The sequence below is a fragment of the Pseudoalteromonas sp. Hal040 genome (genome assembly GCF_037162425.1).
In the GTDB taxonomy this organism is placed as follows: Bacteria; Pseudomonadota; Gammaproteobacteria; order Enterobacterales; family Alteromonadaceae; genus Pseudoalteromonas; species Pseudoalteromonas gelatinilytica.
The window spans coordinates 415,233-439,011 of record NZ_JARLUU010000002.1; the positions used below are offsets into that span (position 1 = coordinate 415,233).

Below are 23,779 nucleotides of genomic sequence, written 5' to 3' on the forward strand. Positions count from 1 at the left end.
ATCCAGCTTTTTAAATCTAACTGCTTATTGATTGCTCAGCTTGGACAAATTTAAAACAAACCAACATAAATAAGAATCATTTTTATCTTGATCTAAATAGTCAACCACCCTATAATCGCTACATTATCACATAACAAATAGGTGCATTATGAAGCCAAATATCCACCCTGATTACCAGCAAGTCGCGTTTCATGATACAGCGGCAGACAGCTATTTTATTATTGGTTCGACAATCAAAACTTCGCGCACGATTGAACTTGAGGGCAAAACCTACCCTTATGTGCCAATTGACGTATCAAGCGATTCACACCCGTTTTATACCGGTAAGCAAAAAGCCGTTGCAAGCGATGGCCGTGTTGCTGCGTTTAATCGTCGTTTTAAAAACTTAGCGAGCAAATAGTTTCTATAAGGAAAGAACATGAAAGTATTAAGTTCATTAAAAAGCGCGAAGAACCGCTCTGGCTGCCAAATCGTAAAGCGTAAAGGTCGTGTCTATGTTATTAATAAAGACAATCCGCGCTTGAAGGCAGTTCAGGGTAAAAAGAAAAAGCGTTAAAAAAGGTGCCACGGCACCTTTTTAAAATTAAAGTAAAGCTAACTTTACTTACCAAATAACAACTCCCAAAAACCTGGCGGCTCATGTAGCTCATGGTATTTTTTACGTAGCTCATCAATAGATTTAAGCGGCGCTTTTGCAGCTTCAAGGCCACGGGTCGTTGCAAGTTGCTTAGCTTGCTTTGCTTGATTTATGACTTTATCAAGCCCTTCTAAAGACGCCGTTTTGTGCTGTTTAAAATCAGCTGTTTTGGCTGTCTCTAACAACACGATAAATTCATCGATAGCGGTATTAAAGGTGGCTAAATCAGTTGCTCGTACTGAGTTTTTATAAGCAAGCCCCATGTTTTTCATATTGGCCTCAAGATCAATATTGTTGGCCGCGCTCAGACTGGAAAAAACAATTAAAAAACTAATAAAAATGGCTCTCATACACCCTCAACCAAATATAAATTATGCGCCCATTATAAAGCGAAACGCTGCATAAGCCTACTATCTGCAAAATACCGAATACAACAACAAAGTAAACACTCTGCAATCACATTTTCGCAACAAACAAAATATACCCAAACCCCGCACAAACCCTAACACACTGTTTAAATTAAAATTAGATGCGTACAAATTGATACGTAGTTTTTGTTTGCAAAAAATAGGGACAATGATAAAGTGCATTCCGTTAACATTTTGAGAACATTTGTTAACACCCCTTTAAGGGATAAAATAATAACTAACAGGTGAAACTATGAAAAAACATAACATCTTAGGTGCGAGTATTAAGCTTGCCCTATGCACATCTGCACTTGCAATTTCGGGTCAGTCATTTGCTGCTGATGAAGAAGGTGTACAAACAATCGACCGTATCGAAGTAACAGGTTCTCGTATTTTACGTGAAGGCGCAATTGCACCTGCACCAGTGACCGTGATCAGTGGTGATGACTTAATTAATACTGGTGCTGTTAATATCGGTGAAGCGCTTAATAAATTACCAGCTCTTGGTAATACGTTTTCACTTTCAAACTCTGGCCGTTACATCGGTACTGCGGGTTTAAGCATTCTTGATTTACGTAATATGGGTACTGACCGTACGCTGGTACTTGTCAATGGTAAGCGTCACGTTTCTAGCTCTGCAGGCTCTCAATCAGTTGATACAAATACAATTCCAAGCACATGGGTTGAGCGCGTTGAAATCATCACAGGTGGTGCATCAGCTGTATACGGTGCCGATGCTGTAACAGGTGTAGTTAACTTCATTCTTAAAAAGAACATCGAAGGTTTTAGCGCGAGTGTTACTCGAGGCGAATCTGACCTAAGCGATTACAGCAACGAAAAAGCAACATTCTCTTACGGCACGAACTTCGATAATGACCGCGGTAACGTGGCATTCTCTGTTGAGTATTCTGGCCAAGATACTTTAAATGCGTTAGACCACCCTTGGACTGATGGCTCTTACCGCAATATGCGCAACACTGCGCAAACAGCAGAAAACAAAGATGACCCTGCTTTCCCTGACTACATTTATACGCCAAATGCAGGCTACTATGCGATTAATAACGCAGGTGTATTCGCGCTAAGTAATGGCTTTGTAAATTCATTTAACCCAGATGGTACTTATCGTGAACTTAACATTGGCGACCAAGTTGATGGCCTTGCATGTGCTAACTGTGATTCATTTAACCTAGCACAGTTCAACCAAATTCAACCTGAATTTGAACGCTACAACATTAACTTCAAAGCGAACTATGATATCGCAGAAAACATGAATGCGTATCTTGAAGCTAAATACGTAAATAGCGAAGGTCAGAGCATTGGTCAGCCAGCATTCTTCTTCTTTAACCCAAATAACAGTATCAAGATTGATAACCCTTACCTTGATTCAAGCGTTAAAGAACTAATGGAACAAGAAGGTGTTAGCTCAATCATGGTTAACCGCATGATGACTGATTTAGGTCGTCGTGTTGAAGACAATACACGTGAAACGACTCGTTTTGTTGCAGGTTTAAAAGGCACTGTATTCACAGATTGGGAATTAGATGCGTCAGTTGTATATGGTCAAACTGATTTAGAGCGTGTTAATGGCGCTAACATGATCATGGCAAACTACTACAATGCCCTTGATGCTGTAGATGATGGTTCAGGCAATGTTGTTTGTCGCGACGAAGAAGCGCGTGCTGAAGGTTGTGTACCTGTTAATATCATGGGCTTCGGTGCACCAAGCCAAGAAGCGATTGATTACATCAATACTGTTTCAGTAGGTACTTCAAAGATTACCCAAACAGTTGTGTCTGCTTCACTTGCAAATTCAGCAATTTATGAATTACCAGCTGGTTACATTGGTTTTGCAGCGGGTGTTGAATACCGTAAAGAAGAAAGCGAAACTAAAGAGCCAGACAACGCAGCCGGTACCTTCTTTAACGCGCTTGGCGAAGACAAAGGTGAGTTTGACGTAAACGAAATTTACTTCGAAGCATCAATCCCACTTCTTGCTGACTTGCCACTTGTACAAGACTTAGTACTCGATACAGCGGTACGTTACGCTGATTACAGCACAATTGGTAACGCAACAAGCTGGAAACTTGGTTTAGACTGGACAGTTAACGACCAACTACGTGTACGTGCAACGCAATCTGAAGCACTTCGTGCGCCAAACATTGGCGAAATCTTTGGTGCACCAAGCCAAACATTCTACAGTGTTGACGATCCGTGTTTAGCTGACAACCTAAATGATTTACAAAACTCAGAAGTTCGCCGCGCGAACTGTGCTGCCCTTGGTGTACCTGCTGATTTTGAATCAGACTACGATGCGCAAACCCTTGAAGGTTTAGTAAGTGGTAACCGAGATGTGAAAGGCGAAGAATCAACCAGTACAACAATTGGTTTTGTTTACCAACCTTCATTCATTGAAAACGCAGTAGTGACAGTTGACTACTGGAAAATTGAGCTTGAAGACGCGATTTCAACCATCGGTTCACAAGACATTCTTGACCGCTGTGTGGATGCAGAAGGTGGTATTAATAACCAATACTGTAACTTGATCACGCGTGATAGCAGCTCACATGAAATTACACTTATTCAAAACTCAGTTCTGAACGTGTCTGGTCAAGAAGCATCAGGTGTTGACTTCGAATTAGGTTATGACTTTGATGCACTAGAAGGCAACTTCTCAACACGTTTAATTGGTACGTACTTAATCGAGCGTAAAACTTTCCCATTCCAAGACCAACCGAGCGACTACTATGAGTACGCAGGCACAACTGGCGAAGCGAAATGGCAAGCAAACCTTTCAATTTCTTATAAGCGTGATGGCTTCTTTACAACCTTTGATACACGTTATCTAGATGAAGTAAGCCTTTACACTGACCAAGAACTTGCAGATAACCCGAATCCAAATAGCTTAATGACATTTGGTACTTACGTTATCTCTGATGCAACAATTGGTTATAACTTTGAAAATGGTTTTGGTGTGAAGCTGGGTGTAGATAATATCTTCAACCGCAAACTTCCATACGGTACGTTAGGTACAGGTTCTGGTAGTGCAAGTTACGACAACATCGGTCGTTTCGGCTACTTAAGACTATCTTACGATTTCTAATCGTAAAATATTTGATTCTCTTGGGGCTGCACATTTGTGCAGCCCTTTTTCTATTAGATATTAAAAACTATCCGATTCCAATCATTTACTTAAAACCTGACAATTCAAGCTATACTCTCCTCTATAAACCTTTTAACCTAATAAGACTATGCTTAAAACGGTATTTTTCACTATCTTCCTATTTTGCTTACCGAGTGTTTTTGCTAAGCAAAGTATTATTTTTATAAACCCCGGTCATGCCGATACCAATGTCACGGGCCCATTTTGGTTTGAAGTGTCGCAGTTGATGCGTGACGCTGCCAAAGACTTTGATCTCGATTTAACGATTCATTATGCCAACCGAAATCATATTGAAATGAAGTCATTAGTGGCTATGGCGCTTAAAGCAAAGCCAGATATGTTGATTTTAGTTGATGAGAAAAGTGTGCTTACCCAACAACTTTTGAGCTTAAAGCACATCTCTACGCCCATCTATTTTTTACTTAACCGCCCATCAGAACAAGAACTAAACCGTTTGATTGATCAGGGTATTAATATCGCAGGTAGCGTGGTGCCCGATAACAAACAAGCGGGGCAACTATTAGCCGATAAGCTAATAGAACAAACGCAGCACGCGGCTAATATTTTCGCGATAAATGGTGATTACACGACCCATGCAGCACTTGATAGAGAGCAAGGTTTAGAGCAAAGTGTTCAAACGCATGATAATGCTACTATCACCGCTAAAACAGTTGCCAACTGGTCAGCAACACAAGCATATCGCCAGAGCCTCGGCTATTTTAGCCATCAACCAAGTATTAATATTGTTTGGGCTGCCAACGATGCCATGGCATTAGGGGCGATTGCAGCGCTTGATGAGTTAAACAAACGCAAAGATGTATTGGTTGGCGCAATAAATTGGCCACTCAGAGTTGTAGCAGAAAAAATAGACGTCACTATCGGCGGTCATGTTACGTTGGGGGCGTTAGCTTTGGTGAATATTTATGATTTACTGAATAAACACGCAACCGGACCTATGCATCATGAAGTGGCCATTTTCAGCCAACATAACGAACAAACGCTTACACTAGTTGAACAAATTCACAGTGATAACTTAGCAATTAACTTTCGCGTTTTCAGTAAAGCGAATAAAAATCCCCTTCCCTTTTGTGTTGGTTCACTTATTTTAGAGTCAACAAAAAGCGCACTGTAAAGGGCGTTGACAATGCGCTTTTAAAGGGTTTTAAAGCTATAGTGATTGTAAAAAGCTAATTAACTGAGCTCTTTTTTCACTGCTAAGCTCTGTAAATTCACGCTTACTTTTTTCAGCTTCACCACCGTGCCATAGAATCGCTTCTTCTAGTGTGGCTGCGCGCCCATCATGTAAGAAACCTGCGGCTGGGTTAACTGTTTTCGTTAAACCAATCCCCCAAAGCGGACGCGTTTTCCACTCACGGCCTGTTGCCATAAAATCACGGCGGTTATCTGCAAGCTCTTCACCCATGTCATGTAACAACATGTCGGTAAATGGCCAAATTTCTTGCCCTTTTACTGCTGCAGGCGCTGCAACACCGCCCAGTAATAAAGCGGCACCATTTGCGGTTACAAAACGAGGTGTATGGCAACCAGTACAGTTTAACTCGTTGAAAAAGCGTGCACCGGCTTTAACATCTTCGTCGGCAACATTGCGACGAGCTGGCACAGCAAGCGTTTCTGCGTAAAACACGACCGTATCAGAAAACTCATCACTCGCTTCTGGCAATCCTTGCTCATCAGAACCGGTATCTTGATAGTTAGTACGAGATAAATAACTTTCGTGCATTAATGTATTAGCAATGCTTTCTTCAGGGAATAATGAGTTGGTTACCCCCATGTCACCACGTAGTGCACCCAGTGATTGCTGTCTGACTGATGGTGTACTGGCTTTCCAACCAAATCGTCCAAGTGACACAGGGTTTTCATCACCCGCTTGAGCCTTAACAGCATCAAATACCCAGTTTGCTTTACCAGAAATTCCATCATTGTCGGCATCATCAACATCTTCAAGCGCTAGAATATCTTGCTCTTCAATCGCTTCAAGCAATCCAAGACCAAAGACAGGCATGCCATTACGGGCACTAAAACGTACATCTTCATTGGCAAGGGCACTTAAACTGAAGTTTTCAGGTGAGTCCCATGCATTGTCGATAGTAAATACCGGCTTTTTCATCGTGACAGTACTTCCATCCGGGTAGCTAAACTCCGTGTAATCATAGCTTAGATATACATCAGCTTGGCCACCAAAATTATGCGTTTGCCAGTCTTCACGGGCTTGTAAAATCCCCCGGTGAAAGAGTTGATCCCCAAACCCTTCAACGCCTGTAACCTGACAAAAATCATTGACACTACTTGGCATTTCACACACGCCATCAGCTAAGCTAACGCGTAAAAAGATCCCTGCATCATTCGCTAACTTCACAGTTTGCTGTTCAGCGGTTGGAACAATAGTACTTGGGCGACCATCTCGTTGGTGACAAGCATTACAGTTATTGTTATTAAAAACAGGTCCTAAACCATCGAGTTCCGGGTGTGCATCATTCGGGGCTGTCGTAAAGGATGTTTCAAAATTAGCATCGCCAGTTAAGTGAATATCGAGTTCTGAATCACTTAAATTAGGCATAGGTGTAGAGAAACCATGGCCTGAATTATTGGTATCGAGGGCTGTCGCATCACCTGCCAAGGCAACGACATCAATATAATTTGGATCAGTTTCGCTGCTTGTTGGTGGTGGTGTTGTCGTTTCGGTCGCGCTTTTATCGCTGGTTTTACTTCCACATGCCACTAAAAATATGGCTGTGAAAGCAAATAGAATTGGTTTAATTGCTTTTACATTCATGACGGTATCTTGTAAAGAGGGAAGCAGATGCTTCCCCAGCGATTATAAATTCCACTCTTTGATAAGTGGCACAACTTCTTCTTCAAGGGTCGCTTGTAATTCACCTAGCGCATCAATCGCTGTTTGAATTCGAACGCGACCAGCATCATCCTTAATCGCTTGTCTAAATGGCATATCATCTGCACCTGCAATGGCATCAATCGCTGCAATCGCTGCTGAAATTTGAGTTTCAACTTTCGGCGCGAGTTCAGCGTCACCGGCATTGATAAATGCTTTAAGACCTGGGCTGTCGTTTTCATCGCTGAATGTGCCTAAAAACACATTTTGTACACCAACAATGTTGTTGCTAAAGTCAGTTAATGAGTTCCAGCTATATTGTGATTCAACTAATGATGTATCAGCTGTGTCTTTGCTAGTACCAAATGGTTCTGCAATTTTACCGTTACCTACCTCATCAACAATACCAATAACCCCATTGACTAACTCTTCAATAACACCTAACTCAGATGAATATTTATCATTGCCCGGTGTTAATAAATAATCTTTATAAGCAGGTTCATCATCCGCATTTGCAGAGATAACCCATGCATCAACAAGGCTTTGTGTATGAATATTAAATACTTCAGCACATGCAATTAAGTATTCCATTTCACGCACAGTCATTTCGTCAATTGACTTATCGTTATCTTCAACGCCATTACCGAATAATAAAAACTCCATGGTGTGGAAACCTTGTACACCATCGTCAAAGTTCTTCACATTATCAGCAGAGAACGTTGTGTTACTTGCAAGTAGTGCTTCTAAATCAGCGGTATTCAGTGGCCAAGTATCAAGATGTGGATCAATTGATAAACTATCAACAGGACCAAAGATATGTGACTCACCTTGCTCCCAGAATACACGTGCATCTTTCCAAGCTTGTTGAGCAGCAGCCAGCGCAGCTTCGTTTTTGTTTTCTAATAATGTGAGTGTCGCGTTATGTAGAACCGTCGCCTTGCTGTTTAGCATTTCGTAACCATCCACAATCACTTGCTCAGTTACGTTTTCAATTAAATCAGTTGCATCATAGCTAAAGCCTGTTACTTCAGTAACGGGTGTGCTTGTGTCTGAAGAATCATCCGAAGAAGACGAACCACATGCAACAAGTGTTGACGCTAAAATGACAGCTGTGATGCTGTTTAATACAGTTTTCATCCCAAGGTTCCTTTATAGTTCTGTTGAAAATTTATAGCCAAGAGAGGCACTAAAGTGAGTCGTGTCATCGATATCGTCTTGTGCGTAATAACGTTGACCGCCCTGAAGTTTTAGAATTAAGTTTTTGTTTGGAAGGTAATTTAAACCAAAGTTAAGCTCACGAATGTCGTAACGATGGATAGCCGCACCACTGGCCACTTCAAGCATTGGGTTGGCATAATCAAACGAGGTAAATACATACAGCGGCGAAGACAAATCAAACAGCCCCTGCATATTATAAGCGGCTTCTACAAATGCAGATTCAGCTTTGCTACCAAGCTGTGCAAAGCTTCCCGGACGAAGACCCGGCGTAGTTTTATTAGCAGCAGTGATAGCAACTGAGTCTTCTAACTCGCCATATAAGTACTGACCACGGAACACAAGATCATCTAACGTCCATGCACCATGTAACCCGAGGATAGACACGTTTCCATCCACATCAAGTTTACCCTGATTGCGACGGTTATCAGATGTATTTGCCGTATAGTAACTAACCCCAAAACCTTTACCGGCTTTAACATTGCCATAATCAAGGCGTAATGTGAGCGCTAAATCATCTGCGGTATTTTCTTCAAAGCGTTGCTGTGCACCACCCGCGACCCAATTAGTCGAACGGAAGTATTCAGAGTTAAGACCCGTCGTCACCAATGTTTGAAGTGTAAAGTCAGACCAACGAGAAATTAAGTTAACCCCAGTTTCATGCCAAACTTGCGGGATCATAGTTGCCTCACCCCAATGGCGAGTCGTGGTAAAGTATTGATCTGGCTTGTTTAAGTCTGTGCCTAAGCCTACCGGAACATATATATGACCAAACTTGACTGTAAAGTTAGGGTTATATTCATATTCTAGCTGTAGCTTTTCGACAATAACTTCACCACCCGCTTCAACTTCTGATTCAAATTCGCCAAATTCTTCAAAGCCGTCATATTCAAGCGTGGTACCTGTACCGCCGTGTTCATACTCAAGTTCAAATTCGACTTTCCATTTATCATCAATTTCATATTCAAACTCAGTAACAACACGCTCTAAATCTGTTGTGGCGCGGCGCTCTGGAGAAGTGTCTTGAACGTTGGCAAACACTTCGTCACTTTTATAAAGCAAAGTACCGTAGCTTTTAAAAGTAAGTTTTGATTCTTTTTTGCTTGCGACTGTAGCAACGGGTGCTGCCTGCTCAGTAACAACTGGGGCTTTTTGTTGCACTGCAACTTGCTGGGTGTTTTTTGCTTCTAATTGAGTTTTTAAGTAATCAATCGCTTTTTGTTGTTCAAGGAGTTGTTGTTGAAGTTTTTCGAGTTGAGCTTGCATGTCATCATTTGCAACACTGTATAGTGGAGTCAAAGCCAATGACACAGCGAGAGAGAGTACTGCTTTCTTCATTGTAAAACGCACCTAAAAATAAAAGCAGAATGATAATAGTTGCCTTTTACATTGTAAACATTGTTAACCATATTTTTTGAGAAAAAAGGTAATTTAGATTAAATAAGCCTTATTTACTAAGACGATTGCACTATAAATTAGGGCAGAGTGATAATTTGGTGTGTAATAAGGTAGTATTGTACGATAATTATGAATTATTTGTTAACAAGCAAACCCTACGGTGGGCTTGCTTGTTAACGAACGGATTTGCATGAAAAGTTTATTTATTACTGAGCCAAACCGCTTGGTAAGGAGCCAAAGATAAGGTTTGAGTATGTTCTGCAATCACTTCTGTGGTGATCAGATCTTTCCACTGCTCTGTTTCTATTAAGTTCAAATCAGCAAGGGTGAGTGTTTGTACCTCATCACTAATGTTATAAACACAAAACATGCTCTGTGAACGGTTAATACTTTGTCGCCAAAAACCAAATAACCCCTCGCTTAAATGTAACGTATATTGGGTTGCATTAGGGTGAAATGCACTTTGTGCCTTACGAATAGCCATTAGGTTTTTCATCGCTTTAAACACAGTACGATGATGAGCATTTTCGTTACTCAGCTTTGCCAATAAATCAGATTCCTGCCAACGGTGACGGTTAATCGCTCGGTTATGCTGGCTATTTTCAAAGCGATCATAATCGTTGGTGGTACCAAGTAGGCTATGAATATACAAACCAGGAATACCTTCAAGCGCAAACATAATGGCATGCGCACATAAAAAGCGAGCAACACCCCACTTATCAGGGCCTTGATGCGTTCCTTGCAGAGCATCAAATAAGGCAATGTTTAACTCATAAGGGGTATTGGTACCATCTGGTGCAGTACGTAATGAGACTTTACCGCCATATTTTGCAGTTGTACTTACCATTTCCGCTATTTGCGCTTGATCGAGCAGGCCTTCAACGGGGCGTAAACCAATGCCATCATGAGATGCGATAAAGTTAAAGTAAGCCGTACCTTGTTGGGCTGGCGGCATACTCATCATCCAATGTTTTAATGCGGTGCTGTCACCACTGAGCAAAGTGTGCAATAACAGCGGTGGCAGTGAGAAATTATAAATACAGTGCGCTTCGTTGGCATTACCAAAGTACGATAAGTTTTCACGGTTCGGGATATTAGTTTCTGTGATAATAATCACATTAGGCTCAACATGCTCTATAAGGGTACGAAGTAACCTGATCACTTCGTGTGTCTCTGGCAGGTTAATGCAGCGGGTATGAAGCTTTTTCCATAAAAATGCCACTGCATCAAGACGAAAAATACGTACACCATTATCTAAGTAATGGCGAATTATCCCTACAAATTCATTCAGTACATCTGGGTTAGCAAAATCAAAGTCGACTTGGTCATGACTAAACGTACACCATACATGTTGCAAACCACCTTTTGTTTCAACCGCTTGTAAAAGCGGTGATGTACGCGGGCGAACAACTTGCACAAGGTCATCACTCGGGTTCGCGGTTTTAAAGTACCCTTTCCCCGGCTCTTTGCCTTGAATAAAGTTTTCGAACCAGACGCTTCGGCTTGAACAATGGTTAATCACTAAATCGGCCATCAACCTGACATCGGCTGAAATATCGCGAATATGCTGCCAATTGCCAAGTGCTTCATTCACTTGCACATAGTTCATCACCGCAAAACCTTCGTCAGAACTATATGGGTAAAACGGCAAAATATGCAGGGCATTGAGTTCAGGCAAACACTGGTTTTTAACAAAGCGATGCAAGGTATGCAAAGGCGGCTCTTCAGGCTTAGCAACCGCGTCATCAGTATTAGCATGACGAATGATAGAATCACCATAAGCGATTAAAATCATATCTTGCTCATCCCAACGGTTTTTATGCGGCGTTGGGTCACGAACAGGATCATCACCTTGCATCGTGTTGATCAGCCTGTCGGCAAGTTGTTCAAGGGTTGTTGGTAGTTCAACCTCAGCATAAATACACGTTAAATGCTGTATAACCCGTTGTTGCAAAAGCTCTAAAGTCACGTGCCTTCCCCGTTAAATATAATCTTTGTTATCAAGCTCTACGGCTTCTTCTAAGCGAGCAAATACATCTGGCATTGCCGAAGCAACTCGGTTCCAACTCGGCACAAACGGTGCTTCCATTGGGTTTTCTAAAAAGTGCTGACCCGCATTCATGATATTCTGTGCAAACATTTCGACCGCTTTTTCTTCATGGTGAATATCAAGTGTTAAGCCATTCATCAGCGCATCATTGTGATAGGTTTCAATAAAATCGAGTGCGATACGGTAATAGGTTGCTTTTAACGACCGAATTGTTTCACTGGTAAAGGTAACCCCCTGCGTAGCCAGCTTCCTGAATAAAGCTTTGGTAATATCAATCGACATTTTTGACAAGCCTGCTGCTTGGTTTTCTAGCGATAGGTCTTGGTGTTTATGATCATAGTTATCAGCAATATCGACCTGACACAAACGGTTATGCGAGTAGTTACGATACATCTCTGATAACACGCCAATTTCGAGACCCCAGTCACTTGGAATACGAATATCGTTGAGTACATCACGGCGGAATGAAAACTCACCCGCTAATGGGTAGCGAAACGAATCCATGTATTCTAAATAATCGTTGCTGCCTAAAATTGTTTTAAATGAACGCAATAATGGGGTTACCAGCAAACGTGACACGCGACCATTAATTTTGCCCTCAGCGGTGCGCGGGTAAAACCCTTTACAAAATTCATAGTTAAAACGAGGGTGAGCAACGGGGTAAATTAAGCGTGCTAATAGCGCTCTGTCGTAAGTCAAAATATCGCAGTCATGCAGTGCAATTGACTCAACTTTTGAGGTTGCCAACTTATAGCCCATGCAATACCAAACATTGCGACCTTTACCTAGCTCTCGTGGGGCAACGCCCAATTTTTGTAGTTCTTTATCGAGTGCTTGTAAACGCGGGCCATCATTCCAAAGTACTTTATGAGGCTGATCAAGCTCCGCAAAAAACTGCAGTGCATGACGATATTGGCTTTCATCAGCGCGATCTAAACCAATGGTAATTTGCGATAAATAAGGTACATGTTTCAGTTCTGCAATTATGTTTTGCAATGCGGGCCCTTCTAGCTCACTGTAAAGCGAAGGTAAAATTAGGCCCATTGGGCGTTGTTTTGAAAAGCCCAACAACTCTTTTTCTAGTTCTTCTACTGGGCGGTCAGCAATATTGTGTAAGGTCGTGATAATGCCATTTTGATAAAAATCAGCCATGAGATTGCTCCTGTTTTGCTGCAAAACGCGCTTTGATGATAGTTAACGCAGAAACTTCTTGAACCCAACCTGCTGGGGCTGGTTTTTCGCTGAGCTGCCATGCTTTTTGTAATATTTGTGATTGCACTTGGCTGCCAGGGTTATTGATTAAAATAGCGGTGTCAGCCGCTTTTAGCATGGCTACATCGTTTTGACTGTCGCCAAGGGCAATCACAGTAAATGGATTGCGATAGGCTTTTTTGAACTGATTTAACAGCCATTTTTGTGCAAGCCCTTTGTTGTTGCCTTTGGTTAAATGGATAAAACGCCCGCCAACAAGCACTTCGTAGCCTGCTTGGCTCATTGCATCTATCAAACCTTGCTTTTCTTCATTGCTGCCAGAGAAACAAACCGGATCTGAATATTGACGCTTTAAAGCCAGTTCACTTATATCGACGGGGAGTCCTGTTAACTCGGCTATTTCTTGTGCACTAAATTGACTAAATAAGCGTACACAGTGGCTAAATTGACTGGCATATTGTTTAAGGTCGTCATGCAATTTATCGGTGCTTTGCGTCATGGCAAAGCGCCAATAACCTTGATACTCATCACAGCCAATCGGTTTAACTTTAAAATAGTCTTTCGGGATATAAACAGCCGCACCATTTTCCACAATAAAAGGTTGGTGATGATCCAAACCTTTTTGAATATCAGTAACTTCAGCAAAGGTTTTGCTGGTATTAAAAATGACATTGACACCGGTATCATTCAGCTTTGCCAAAAATGGTTTGATCACCTCACATTCGTAACTGTCGTGATCGAGCAATGTCCCGTCTAAGTCAGTAAAAATAAGAGGTTGAGCAATTTGGTCGGCGAGTAGTTCCATCTTGGTGATATCACGCTCGGTATCAAGCAATAGTAACGCATCCACGCTGTGCGCAAGCGTAGCTAAGTTTTCCCGCGTAATGCGTTCAAAATGAGAGATAAAACGCTTTAAGCTCACTTCGTCAAATGTGCCCTGCCCTTGGCCTTTTTTGGCAATTAACTTATGCTCTTGTTCTAAGCGCCACGCATACACATCTTCAAATGAAGGCGCTTTTAACATAATGGTGTAATCGGCCATTGCGAATACATGTTGATATTCATTTGCTAGGCAGCTATTGACGCGCTGGCGCCAAATGCCGTCGGCATCTTCTAGTTGTTCTAATTCATTTACCGGGGTTTGTAGTTGATAAGGCTGCTGAGGCGTACTGGCTACACACCAGCCTTCAAAAAACACAATATCAATCGGCTTTTGGTTACTAGGCCACTGGTCTTTTGGCACTGGATCATCCGTTAGCTTATCAAATTGAGGTAATGGCACGCCCACTTTACCAGCCAACAAAGCCGATAAGGTTTGTTCCATTAATTGCGTATCATGTGTGCCTGGTACCCCACGACTCGCAAACAAAGGATGAACATCTTTAGCAAGCTCATTGCGCGCATCACGACTTAAATAAAAATCATCGATTGATAGTGACACGCTATTAAATTCGGTATTGCTATTTACCCAAGTCACTAAGAAATCAGCGAGGGTTGTTTTGCCTGAGCCTTGGCAGCCGTTAATAGCCACCAGCATTGTTTGGCCGGTCATTTTTGCACTCAAGATATCGTGCGCGAGGGGTATAAAAAACTGTTCACTTAAGTATTGATACTTGAGTGGTAACTGATGCTTTGCTAAAAACGGGGTAATATCCACAACATTTGCCTCTTGCATAATCGCTCCTACCAGTATGACATAGAGATAAATGCAGTTAGTAGACCAGTTTTATAATTCCTTATTTTTTAAATGGTTACAAAAAAAGCGCATATTTAATGCGCTTTTTTGGTGCAATATTCAAGCAGTTTTTAAGTTCTAATCAGCTTGTTGCACTGCTTTGGGGAGAACAGCATTTAAGATAATCCCCAAAATTGCGCATAAGCTAACACCTTGTAAACTAAACTCATCACCACCGATATGCATGCCACCAATACCAAACACTAAAATCAGTGCGACGATAGTCAGATTGCGAGGCGCGGTAAGGTCTTCACCTGATTTAACTAAGGTATTTAAACCAACAACGGCGATAGAACCAAACAGTAAAATCATGATGCCGCCCATCACAGGAACCGGAATCGTTTGTAAACCCGCGCCCATTTTTGCCACAAACGCCAGCACAATAGCGATGATTGCGGTCCAAAGCATCACTCGCGGGTTGAAGTTACGAGTAAGCATTACCGCCCCTGTTACTTCTGAGTACGTTGTATTAGGTGGACCACCAAAAACTGATGCCGCAGAGGTTGCTAAGCCATCACCAAATAAAGTGCGGTGTAAACCCGGTTTCTTTAAATAGTCTTTACCCGTGACTTGGCTAATAGCCATCATGTCACCAATATGTTCAATGGCTGGTGCAATGGCTACAGGCACCATAAACAAAATAGCTTGCCACTTAAACTCAGGGTAAGTAAATGCCGGCACAGCAAACCAGTTTGCTTCAGTTACCGCATTAAATTCAACAATCCCTAAAAAGAGCGAAGCTAGGTAACCTGCAACCACACCTGCAAGAATAGGAATAAGTTTAAATACACCTTTGCCCCATACCGCAAAAATCAGCGTAACCAGTAATGATAAACCAGACACCCAAATGGCTTGTTCATAAGGAACTAATTGTGCACTACCATCCCCTGCTTTACCCATAGCCATATTCACAGCGACAGGTGCTAAGGCTAAACCTATTACCATAATCACTGGGCCAACAACCACAGGCGGTAACACTTTATGCAGCGCATTCACGCCTTTAAACTTTACTATCAAGCTAAGCGCAAAATAGCAAAAGCCTGCCACCATTAAACCGCCCATAGTTGCGGGGATACCCCACATTTGCACTGAGGCGATAATAGGTGCGATGAAAGCAAAAGACGATGCTAAAAAGATGGGAACTTGGCCTTTGGTAACCACATGAAACAGTAAAGTTCCTAAACCTGCAGTAAATAAAGCCACATTGGGATCAAGTCCTGTCAGTAATGGCACAAGTACCAGTGCGCCAAATGCGACAAACAGCATTTGCGCGCCAGTTAGAATAGTTTTTAACGAAAATGTTTGATGATTTTCCACGTGAGCGCCTTACACTGTGCCAAAAATCTTGTCACCGGCATCTCCTAAGCCTGGAATGATATATCCTTTTTCGTTTAAGTGACTGTCTAGAGATGCTGTGAAAATTTCAACATCTGGGTGAGCTGCAAGGGTTTTTTCTACGCCTTCTGGTGCTGCCACTAATACAATCACTTTAATATCTTTACAGCCTGCTTTTTTCAGCATATCGATAGTTGCGATCATTGAACCACCGGTTGCCAGCATTGGATCAATAACAAGGCTTAAGCGCTCATCAATTTTACCAACCAGCTTTTCAAAGTAAGGTACTGGCTCTAATGTTTCTTCGTTACGCTGAAGACCAACAACACTTACTTTTGCAGCAGGTAATAACTGCATAACACCATCCATCATACCAAGACCGGCACGAAGAATAGGCACAACTGTAATTTTTTTACCTTTGATATGCTCTACATCTAATGTTGAACCATCCCATCCAGTGATTTGTACGCTTTCTAATGGTAGGTTTTTTGTTGCTTCGTAAGTAAGCAAGGTACCTACTTCAGACGCCAGCTCACGGAAACTTTTTGTGCTAATACCTTGCGCGCGCATGAGGCCAAGTTTGTGTTGAACTAACGGATGAGTAATTACATGGATAGACATAAGTAGAACCTAAATGAAATAAATTACGCCTATTTTAGCGCAAAATAGTCTTCTCGACTGCAAAAAATGCATGTTCACCGCATTAATTCTTTGAATTGGTCTAATATTATACAGCACCTTGCAAATATTAATTTTTTTGCAACAACACGCACCGGCAATGTTTAACAATTCATTTATTTTTGGGCCTGCAGTAATGAAAACGCTTATCTTCACTTCCATACTCCTTCTATGTATTTGCTTACCTGCCCACAGTGAAACGCTCGATATTCAAGTTATGGCAGACTTTGTTCCGCAAGATGGCGGTAACCCTGAGAATGAGGCCACCACGTTTTTGCTGGCTGTTGCAGCTGAGTTAGGCGATGAAATCAGCCTACATTTCATACCTGCAAGCCGCTTAAGAGAATGGCAGCAATTAAGAAAAATGAATAATGTTTGTTTGTACAATAAATTAAAAACCCCACAGCGTGAGGTTCATGCTGTGTTTAGTCAGTACCCTCTGATGGCATTTCCTTCAAATAAACTGGTGGTATTTAACAAGCCCACTATTCCAGACGCCATTACCCTACTACAAGCTATCTATTACTACGACTTAACAATAGGGGTCACCAAAGGCCGTTCTTACTCAGAAGAGATTGATAAGTTTGTCCGTTTAAATGATGAGCACTTTTTCATACTCGATGGGGCAACAAATGCACCAAGGCTCGGGCAAATGTTATTTCAAAATAAAATTGATGCTGTTTTAGAATACCAAACTGTATTTAGCAACCGTTATAAACGAGCTCCGGGACTGAGTAGTATTCGTTACATCAGCCTTAAACCAGAAAAAGCCGCGGTGTTTGGTTATATTGCTTGCTCACCAACAGAGGTCGGCAAACAAGCAATCGCGCTTTTCGACAAAGCGCTTAAAACAGAAAAGGTACGCACTTTAATTAGTGAGCGTTTAATGGCGCTCTTTCATGAAGGTGAAAACACACAAATTGTAAATGCCTTCAATGCAGCGTTTGAGCACTAAGCCGTTAAAATCTGCTCCATAACCCAACTTGTGTGTAGTGCAGTTTCACCAGTTGATGGGTGGGGTTGCTGAGCATGAAAATAGTTCGCCATGTTTTCAACATGATATTGTTGAATGTGTGCAGGGTTATCAATTACGAGCTGTTGTGCGCCCTGTGCATTGTTAAGCACAATCGGCTTTTCGTCAAACACACTAAAGCTAAGCTCGCCTTCACTGCCATAAATCATCACATCATCAAAACGATTTGCTGAAGCAAAGTTCCAGCTCCCGGTGCCTGTAACACCTGATTGATGCTGCCAGTGAGCGGTAATAGCATCGAATGCTGAATATAAACCTTGTTGATTAGCACATAAACCATGCACCTTATTAAAATCACCTAAAAGGTAAGCAAGTAAATCAAGACCATGGCTGACTAAATCGTCAAAGTAACCTCCTCGAGCCACGTTTTGATCTGTACGCCAGTTGTATTCACCCGATAAATCAAGGGCGTTAGGTGCTTTACTTAAATGCCAACTTACATGACGAGGCTTACCAATGGCGCCTTGTTCAAGTAACTGTTTAACGTGATTAAAGCGTGGTAATGAACGGCGATAATAAGCGACAAATAGCGGCTGTTTAGCCTCTTTAAACAGTCGCGACAATGTCAAGGCTATCTTGATAACTTGGCGCCAGTGGCTTTTCGATACAACATGGTTTACCTGCCGCAGCAACCTCAAGAGCAAACGCTTTATGGCTATCTGGCGGCGTGGCAATATACACTGCATCAACACTGTTATCGTTAATGAGTTCGCTTGGCGATGCGAACACCTTTGCAATATTATGGCGATTAGCGTAATCATGGGCTTTTTCTAGGTCACGACGTGTCACCCCAATAAGCGCAATACCTTCTGCTTGTTGATAAGCAGGGCCGCTTTTCACTTCAGTTACAGCACCACAGCCGATAATGGCAAATCGCATTGGCTTATTCATTGTTAATCCTTTATTTTTAAGTACGTTACAAATTGCTGCTGCATGTAGCCGTTTATTTTTGCATGTTCAGGGCTCCAACCTGCTAAAAAACGATAAAAATCGCTCCATGCGTAACACCAAAGCGCACGCCAACTGCAAACGACATGCGCAGGGTTTATACTCGGCTGATAACGTTTTAGTGCCTGTGTGAGGGTGTCAAAATAGCGATTTAAATAGTCATCGGCAACTGATTTTAATGCCATATCATCTAAGCAACTACCTAAAAAATACATCACATCAATCACCCCAACTCCCTTGCCAACATATTGAAAGTCATAGCCAAGAACATGTTGATTTTGTGGCGCAATAGCAAAATTAGCAAGCTTAGCATCACCATGAATTAACGTTTGGTAAGGTGATTCATTCAACGCTGTATCAATAGCGTGTGCCTGCGCTTTTAAGCTTAAATCGCTCATGCGCTGTAGCTCATCAGGCCGCGTTGCTAAATGCCAGTAACTACCTCGCGGCCAAAGGCCATCGGCAGAGCTTGCTAAATGAAAAGCATGAAAGTGTGCAAGCCAGTTTATAATTGCTTGAATGTCGCTGTGTGTAGCACTTGCAGGCTGGTAGCCAAGCGCACTGAAATCACTAAATAGCAGTGCTTGCTTACTGCCCTCTTGTATTGCCTCAATACAGTGGATAGCCGCAGCTTCATGGGGTAATTGCTTAGCGTAATGCCGATACCAATTAAATTCGACTAAGTAAGATTGGCGCTTTCTGGCAAGTGCAAAATCACTTTGTTTTATACGACTATGATTAATCTGGCTAGGCACTTCAATCGCTTTAATTACCGTAGCAGCACCATTCATTTGGCAACGAATAATCTCACCGCATCCGCTCCACACTGATGCCGCTTGCTGTAGCTCTGTAATGTTTGAAAAGTGAGAAGTAACAAATTGCCTAAGATCCATAACGCTCTGTACTTTATATAAACCGATGGCAATGGTAGGTGATATTGGCTATTGGCACAACGGTCTATAGGCAATAAAAAACCCGTGCTAAACACGGGTTTTCGAAGATAAAGTCCTAATACTGCTAAGGACTTGCATTGTTGAATTACTCGTTTACCACACTTTTAAGTGGGTTAACTGGCTTTGCATTGTCATCCAGTAAGTTCATATCAAAGTCAAACTCATCAACACGAATCGCTTTTTCACGTTTCTTGTTGTAATCAATCAGTTTTGCATACTCTTCTTCGTTGATAACACTTGCAACAAGTGCATTATCAAGTGTTTCTGCAAAACGAACGCCCGGCTTGATAGTCTTAGCACGCAGTGCTTTTTTAACTTTTGCAAGTAAATCAAGGCATGCCATTTTCGCTTTGTACGCTTGCTCATTGATGTGATGACCATCACCTTCAATTGGTTTAACCAAGTGAGTGATTTGCGCTTTAAATGCCGTATCCATTTGCGCTTGAGTCGCAAGTTCACGGATTAAATCATCACTAATCTTAGGCATTTTCATTGAGTAGTTCATCGTAATGAAACGCATAAATTTACGAGTACCACTTGCAGGGAAGTTATCTAAGAACTTATGCAATGCTTCTTCAGCGCTTTGTAGTGCAAAGCGAGTCGCATAGTGGAAGTAAGGCGCAGCTTGCTCACGTTCACTGCTTGCTACTTTTTGCTCGTAGTATTTAATTGATGCCATCGCCGCATACAAGAAGCTCATTACGTCGCCTAAACGTGCAGATAACATTTCTGCTTGCTTAAGTTTGCCGCCCAGTACCAATAACGAGAAGTCAGCGTAAACTGCAAGTTTTGCAGATAATTTATGCGCTGCTTTTTCGTATTCACGTACTTCTGGTAGTGACGATTTAGCACCCGCAGTAAACGGTAATACACCTAAACGGAAAGCTCGTAAGCTGTTAGCTACGCTGTAACCCACTGTTTTACGTAAAATGCTGTTGAATTCTTTATCTGCATTTTTGTCTTCGCTGTGGATAGACTCAACCATAGATTGCAGGTAAGGGTGACAACGCATTACACCTTGACCAAAAATCATAAGGTTACGAGTCAGAATGTTTGCACCTTCAACCGTGATTGCGATTGGTTGTGCAACATATCCACTTGCTAATGTATTTTGCGGGCCATTTTGAATTGCTTTACCTGCTTGAATATCCATTGCTGAATCAAGCACGTTACGACCAATTTCTGTCATGTGGTATTTAGCAATTGCAGTGACTACAGAAGGTTTTAAACCCATGCCTAAACCTTCTGTTGTTAGAACACGCATTGCTTCTTGAAGGTAAGTTTTACCTGCGATATCAGCAAGCTTCTCTTGGATACCTTCGAATTGACCAATCGCCAGACCAAACTGCTCACGCACTGCTGCGTACTCAGAAGCACCTTTGAATGCCACTTGTGATGAACTAACACCTAGTGCCGGTAACGAAATACCACGGCCTGCACCTAAACAGCTAACCAGCATTTGCCAGCCACGACCGATGTTCTTTTGACCACCAATGATGAAGTCCATTGGTACAAATACTTTTTCGCCGCGAGTCGTACCGTTGTAAAAACGGATGCCCATAGGATCATGACGATTACCAAGTTCAACACCTGGGTGATCTTTAGGAATAAGCGCACAGGTAATACCTAGGTTTTCTTTGCCACCTAGTAAACCATCAGGGTCAACTACTTTAAATGCTAAACCTAATACTGTCGCAATTGGCGCAAGTGTGATGTAGCGTTTGTCCCAGGTAATTTCTAAACCTAATACTTCTTCGCCATTGAACTGACCACGTTTAACAACACCGATATCTGGAATACCACCCGCATCTGAACCCGCTTCTGGGCTAGTAAGCGCGAAACATGGAATATCACGACCATTTGCAAGACGTGGTAAGTAGTGATCTTGTTGCTCTTTAGTACCAAAGTGAAGTAATAGCTCACCTGGGCCTAATGAGTTAGGAACCATCACGGTTACCGCAACCGCAGAACTCTTAGTCGCGATAGTCGCAACGATCGTTGAGTTTGCATAAGGGCTGAATTCTAAACCGCCGAATGATTTAGGAATGATAAGCGAGAAAAAACGCTCTTTTTTCAAGAAATCAAGAATGTAGTCAGGAAGATGAACACCGTTTTGAATTTCAGAATCATCAATCATTGATAATAATTCTTTCACTGGGCCATCTAAGAATGCCTGCTCTTCAGCGCTCAGCTTAGCTGCTGGCACGTCACGAAGTGCATCGAAATCAGGTTTACCTTGGTAGATTGAACCTTCTAACCAAACATCACCCGCATCTAACGCTTCTTGTTCTGTAATTGAAATACTAGGTAATACTTTTTTTAATTTTGTACGTAAGCTCATAATAAACTCATCCGACCAGATAGTAATACCTACATTACGTCATAAAACGAGCAATAGATCAATTGGTCCAACCAGTTTTTTTAACATTTTTTTATATTTATTTTTTCTTTGCACGCTAAGCACTTGAATACAATGGGTTTACACGTGTACGCTCAAACGCCAGTTTTTATCCCGAAATGGTTAACAACTAAAGGCTGAAAACAAAAAGCCCAACTAAAAAGTTGGGCTTAGGTATAAATACTGAAGGAATGGCTTATAGCTCATCTTCGATAGGGAATAACGAAATAAACCACACTTGAAAGCGTCGCCACGAAGACGTTTGTGGTTCTTCATCAAACTGCTCATTACTCACGGTATCGAGCCAAACTAAGTCATTATCTTTAAGCTCAACTTTCCAGGCATATTCAGGCATTTGCGTATCAACCCAATGGGCTAAAAAGCGACTAAGCTTTTCGCTTTCGATTAATACGCCCATCTCGGTATTTAAATCAAGCGAGCGAGGGTCGAGGTTCATGGTGCCCACAAAAATCTTTTCATCATCAAAGGTCATGGTTTTTGCGTGTAAACTTGCTTGTGATGACCCGGTTACTTTACGCCCTGCTTTGCGCTTAATGGCCATTAAGTCACTGGGTTTTAACTCCCATAGCTTAACCCCACCCTTTATAAGATCTTCTCGGTACTTTTTATAACCAGCATGCACCGCAGATACATCGGTAGCAGCCAAAGAATTAGTCAGTACAGTGACATCAACGCCCTGCTTTGCCCAATTGGTTAGTAATTTAACGCCCTGCTCACGAGGAATAAAATACGGCGACACAATAATTGCTTTTTGTTTCGGCTCGCCCATTTCTTTAAACAACATTGGCGACATATTGGCCGATTTTTCACTGACGTCGTTCATCACCTTATCGGGGTGATCATAAAACAACACAGACTTTTGCCAATCGAATTCTATTTCATCGTGCAACAAGCGTTTTACAAAGGCGCTTTCACGTAACTGCTCAACGTAATTACTCTGCTGATTTTGCTCAACATAGGTCGATAAGGTGTTAGTGATATCAATAAGTGATTGCTCATCACGTTCACCGTGCAAGTCTTCAACAGGGTAAGACAGCTCATGATTCCAATATAAATCAAATGCTTTTGATGCTTCTGGTACAATTTCGCCAACACTCATCACATCTAAATCAATAAATTCAGAATGATCTTCAGCCGAGAAATACGCATTACCTATGTTGCGCCCACCGGTGATAAAAATCCGATTATCAACAATAAAGCTCTTGTTATGCATACGTCTTGAAAGCTGGCTAAAGTTGGTAACAAAACCAAGCGCTCTAAAACGACGGTTAGGAAATGGATTAAATAATCGAATTTCAATATTTGGGTGAACAGCCAGTGCAGCTAAATCAAGCTCACTGTCGGCTTGCGATAAGTCATCAAGCAACAAGCGAACTCTTACTCCCCTATCTGCGGCTTTTAATAAAAAGGCCGTAAATAAAATGGTGGTTTGCTGCCTGTGGTATAAATAGTACTGCACATCAATGGTGTGCTCTGCAGAATCAATGAGTGCTAACCTAGCTACAAAGGCATCGACCCCATCTGCTAAAGGATAAAACCCTGATAACCCAGGATGATTATTACCCACTGCATCTCCTATGGTACTGGGTGTATCCGCTGCAATGGCATAGCTTGGTTGAATGGACTCTCGTGAAGGTAACTGCGCACAGCCCGCGGTGATTAAAATGAGTACTGCACAAAAAAGTGATTTTGAAGAGTCTATTATCATGGCTTCCTACCAATGACCGTGTGATACACGTATCTGCTTT

General features: G+C 41.9%; 19 protein-coding genes. 5 read left to right on the top strand and 14 right to left on the bottom strand.

Annotated elements, in window-relative coordinates; all coding sequences use genetic code 11:
• Positions 1-148 precede the first annotated feature (148 nt).
• Together P4S60_RS19560 and ykgO are read left to right on the top strand one after the other, a co-directional pair.
• Positions 149-400: a type B 50S ribosomal protein L31 gene (locus P4S60_RS19560; protein WP_058584106.1), complete on the top strand. Its 252-nt coding sequence runs from the start codon at positions 149-151 to the stop codon at positions 398-400.
• A gap of 18 nt (positions 401-418) precedes the next feature.
• Entirely contained in the window at positions 419-556 is a 138-nt protein-coding gene (ykgO, locus tag P4S60_RS19565) for a type B 50S ribosomal protein L36 (protein ID WP_337117173.1), read from the top strand.
• A gap of 44 nt (positions 557-600) precedes the next feature.
• On the opposite strand, the gene P4S60_RS19570 is transcribed toward ykgO, so the two are convergent.
• Positions 601-987 carry a cytochrome b562 gene (locus P4S60_RS19570; protein ID WP_337117174.1) on the bottom strand — a complete coding sequence of 129 codons (387 nt, stop codon included), beginning with the start codon at positions 985-987 and terminating at the stop codon, positions 601-603.
• A 310-nt stretch (positions 988-1,297) separates the two neighbouring features.
• Between P4S60_RS19570 and P4S60_RS19575 the strand changes: the two genes are divergently transcribed.
• Together P4S60_RS19575 and P4S60_RS19580 are read left to right on the top strand one after the other, a co-directional pair.
• Positions 1,298-4,144 carry a TonB-dependent receptor plug domain-containing protein gene (locus P4S60_RS19575; protein WP_337117175.1) on the top strand — a complete coding sequence of 949 codons (2,847 nt, stop codon included), beginning with the start codon at positions 1,298-1,300 and terminating at the stop codon, positions 4,142-4,144.
• 148 nt (positions 4,145-4,292) lie between these two features.
• Positions 4,293-5,336: an ABC transporter substrate-binding protein gene (locus tag P4S60_RS19580; RefSeq protein ID WP_337117176.1), complete on the top strand. Its 1,044-nt coding sequence runs from the start codon at positions 4,293-4,295 to the stop codon at positions 5,334-5,336.
• 36 nt (positions 5,337-5,372) lie between these two features.
• Here the strand turns inward: P4S60_RS19580 and P4S60_RS19585 are convergent, their stop codons facing one another.
• The 8 genes from P4S60_RS19585 to upp all read right to left on the bottom strand — a co-directional run bounded on the left by P4S60_RS19585 (position 5,373) and on the right by upp (position 16,621).
• Complete coding sequence (locus P4S60_RS19585; RefSeq protein WP_337117177.1) at positions 5,373-6,998, bottom strand: di-heme oxidoredictase family protein; 1,626 nt, start codon at positions 6,996-6,998, stop codon at positions 5,373-5,375.
• A gap of 42 nt (positions 6,999-7,040) precedes the next feature.
• Complete coding sequence (locus tag P4S60_RS19590) at positions 7,041-8,192, bottom strand: imelysin family protein (protein WP_337117178.1); 1,152 nt, start codon at positions 8,190-8,192, stop codon at positions 7,041-7,043.
• Between the two features lie 12 nt (positions 8,193-8,204).
• Positions 8,205-9,608, bottom strand: a complete 1,404-nt coding sequence (locus P4S60_RS19595) for a hypothetical protein (RefSeq protein ID WP_337117179.1) — start codon at positions 9,606-9,608, stop codon at positions 8,205-8,207.
• Between the two features lie 259 nt (positions 9,609-9,867).
• A complete protein-coding gene (locus P4S60_RS19600) occupies positions 9,868-11,637 on the bottom strand; it encodes an alpha-amylase family glycosyl hydrolase (protein ID WP_442961511.1) in 1,770 nt (589 codons plus the stop codon).
• A 12-nt stretch (positions 11,638-11,649) separates the two neighbouring features.
• The gene (locus P4S60_RS19605) at positions 11,650-12,870 is read right to left on the bottom strand and encodes a hypothetical protein (protein WP_063707715.1); all 1,221 of its coding nucleotides are present in this window, start codon (positions 12,868-12,870) and stop codon (positions 11,650-11,652) included.
• Positions 12,863-14,605: an HAD-IIB family hydrolase gene (locus P4S60_RS19610; protein ID WP_337117180.1), complete on the bottom strand. Its 1,743-nt coding sequence runs from the start codon at positions 14,603-14,605 to the stop codon at positions 12,863-12,865. The genes P4S60_RS19605 and P4S60_RS19610 overlap by 8 nt, the downstream gene beginning before the upstream one ends.
• Before the next feature lie 138 nt (positions 14,606-14,743).
• Positions 14,744-15,982: a uracil-xanthine permease family protein gene (locus P4S60_RS19615; RefSeq protein WP_063707719.1), complete on the bottom strand. Its 1,239-nt coding sequence runs from the start codon at positions 15,980-15,982 to the stop codon at positions 14,744-14,746.
• 9 nt (positions 15,983-15,991) lie between these two features.
• Positions 15,992-16,621: a uracil phosphoribosyltransferase gene (gene upp / locus P4S60_RS19620; protein ID WP_063707721.1), complete on the bottom strand. Its 630-nt coding sequence runs from the start codon at positions 16,619-16,621 to the stop codon at positions 15,992-15,994.
• A gap of 193 nt (positions 16,622-16,814) precedes the next feature.
• On the opposite strand from upp, the gene P4S60_RS19625 reads away from it, so the two are divergent.
• On the top strand, positions 16,815-17,633 hold the full coding sequence (locus P4S60_RS19625) for a hypothetical protein (RefSeq protein WP_337117181.1): 819 nt from the start codon (positions 16,815-16,817) through the stop codon (positions 17,631-17,633).
• On the opposite strand, the gene P4S60_RS19630 is transcribed toward P4S60_RS19625, so the two are convergent.
• The 5 genes from P4S60_RS19630 to P4S60_RS19650 form a co-directional block, all read right to left on the bottom strand.
• Positions 17,630-18,280 carry a Gfo/Idh/MocA family protein gene (locus P4S60_RS19630; RefSeq protein ID WP_337117182.1) on the bottom strand — a complete coding sequence of 217 codons (651 nt, stop codon included), beginning with the start codon at positions 18,278-18,280 and terminating at the stop codon, positions 17,630-17,632. The genes P4S60_RS19625 and P4S60_RS19630 overlap by 4 nt on opposite strands.
• Positions 18,258-18,602 carry a Gfo/Idh/MocA family protein gene (locus P4S60_RS19635; RefSeq protein WP_337117183.1) on the bottom strand — a complete coding sequence of 115 codons (345 nt, stop codon included), beginning with the start codon at positions 18,600-18,602 and terminating at the stop codon, positions 18,258-18,260. Before P4S60_RS19635 ends, P4S60_RS19630 begins: the two co-directional genes overlap by 23 nt.
• Before the next feature lie 2 nt (positions 18,603-18,604).
• A complete protein-coding gene (locus P4S60_RS19640) occupies positions 18,605-19,552 on the bottom strand; it encodes a phosphotransferase (RefSeq protein ID WP_337117184.1) in 948 nt (315 codons plus the stop codon).
• Positions 19,553-19,697: 145 nt separating this feature from the next.
• Positions 19,698-21,953 carry an acyl-CoA dehydrogenase gene (locus P4S60_RS19645; RefSeq protein WP_337117185.1) on the bottom strand — a complete coding sequence of 752 codons (2,256 nt, stop codon included), beginning with the start codon at positions 21,951-21,953 and terminating at the stop codon, positions 19,698-19,700.
• A gap of 253 nt (positions 21,954-22,206) precedes the next feature.
• Entirely contained in the window at positions 22,207-23,739 is a 1,533-nt protein-coding gene (locus P4S60_RS19650) for a phospholipase D family protein (protein WP_337117186.1), read from the bottom strand.
• Positions 23,740-23,779 lie beyond the last annotated feature (40 nt).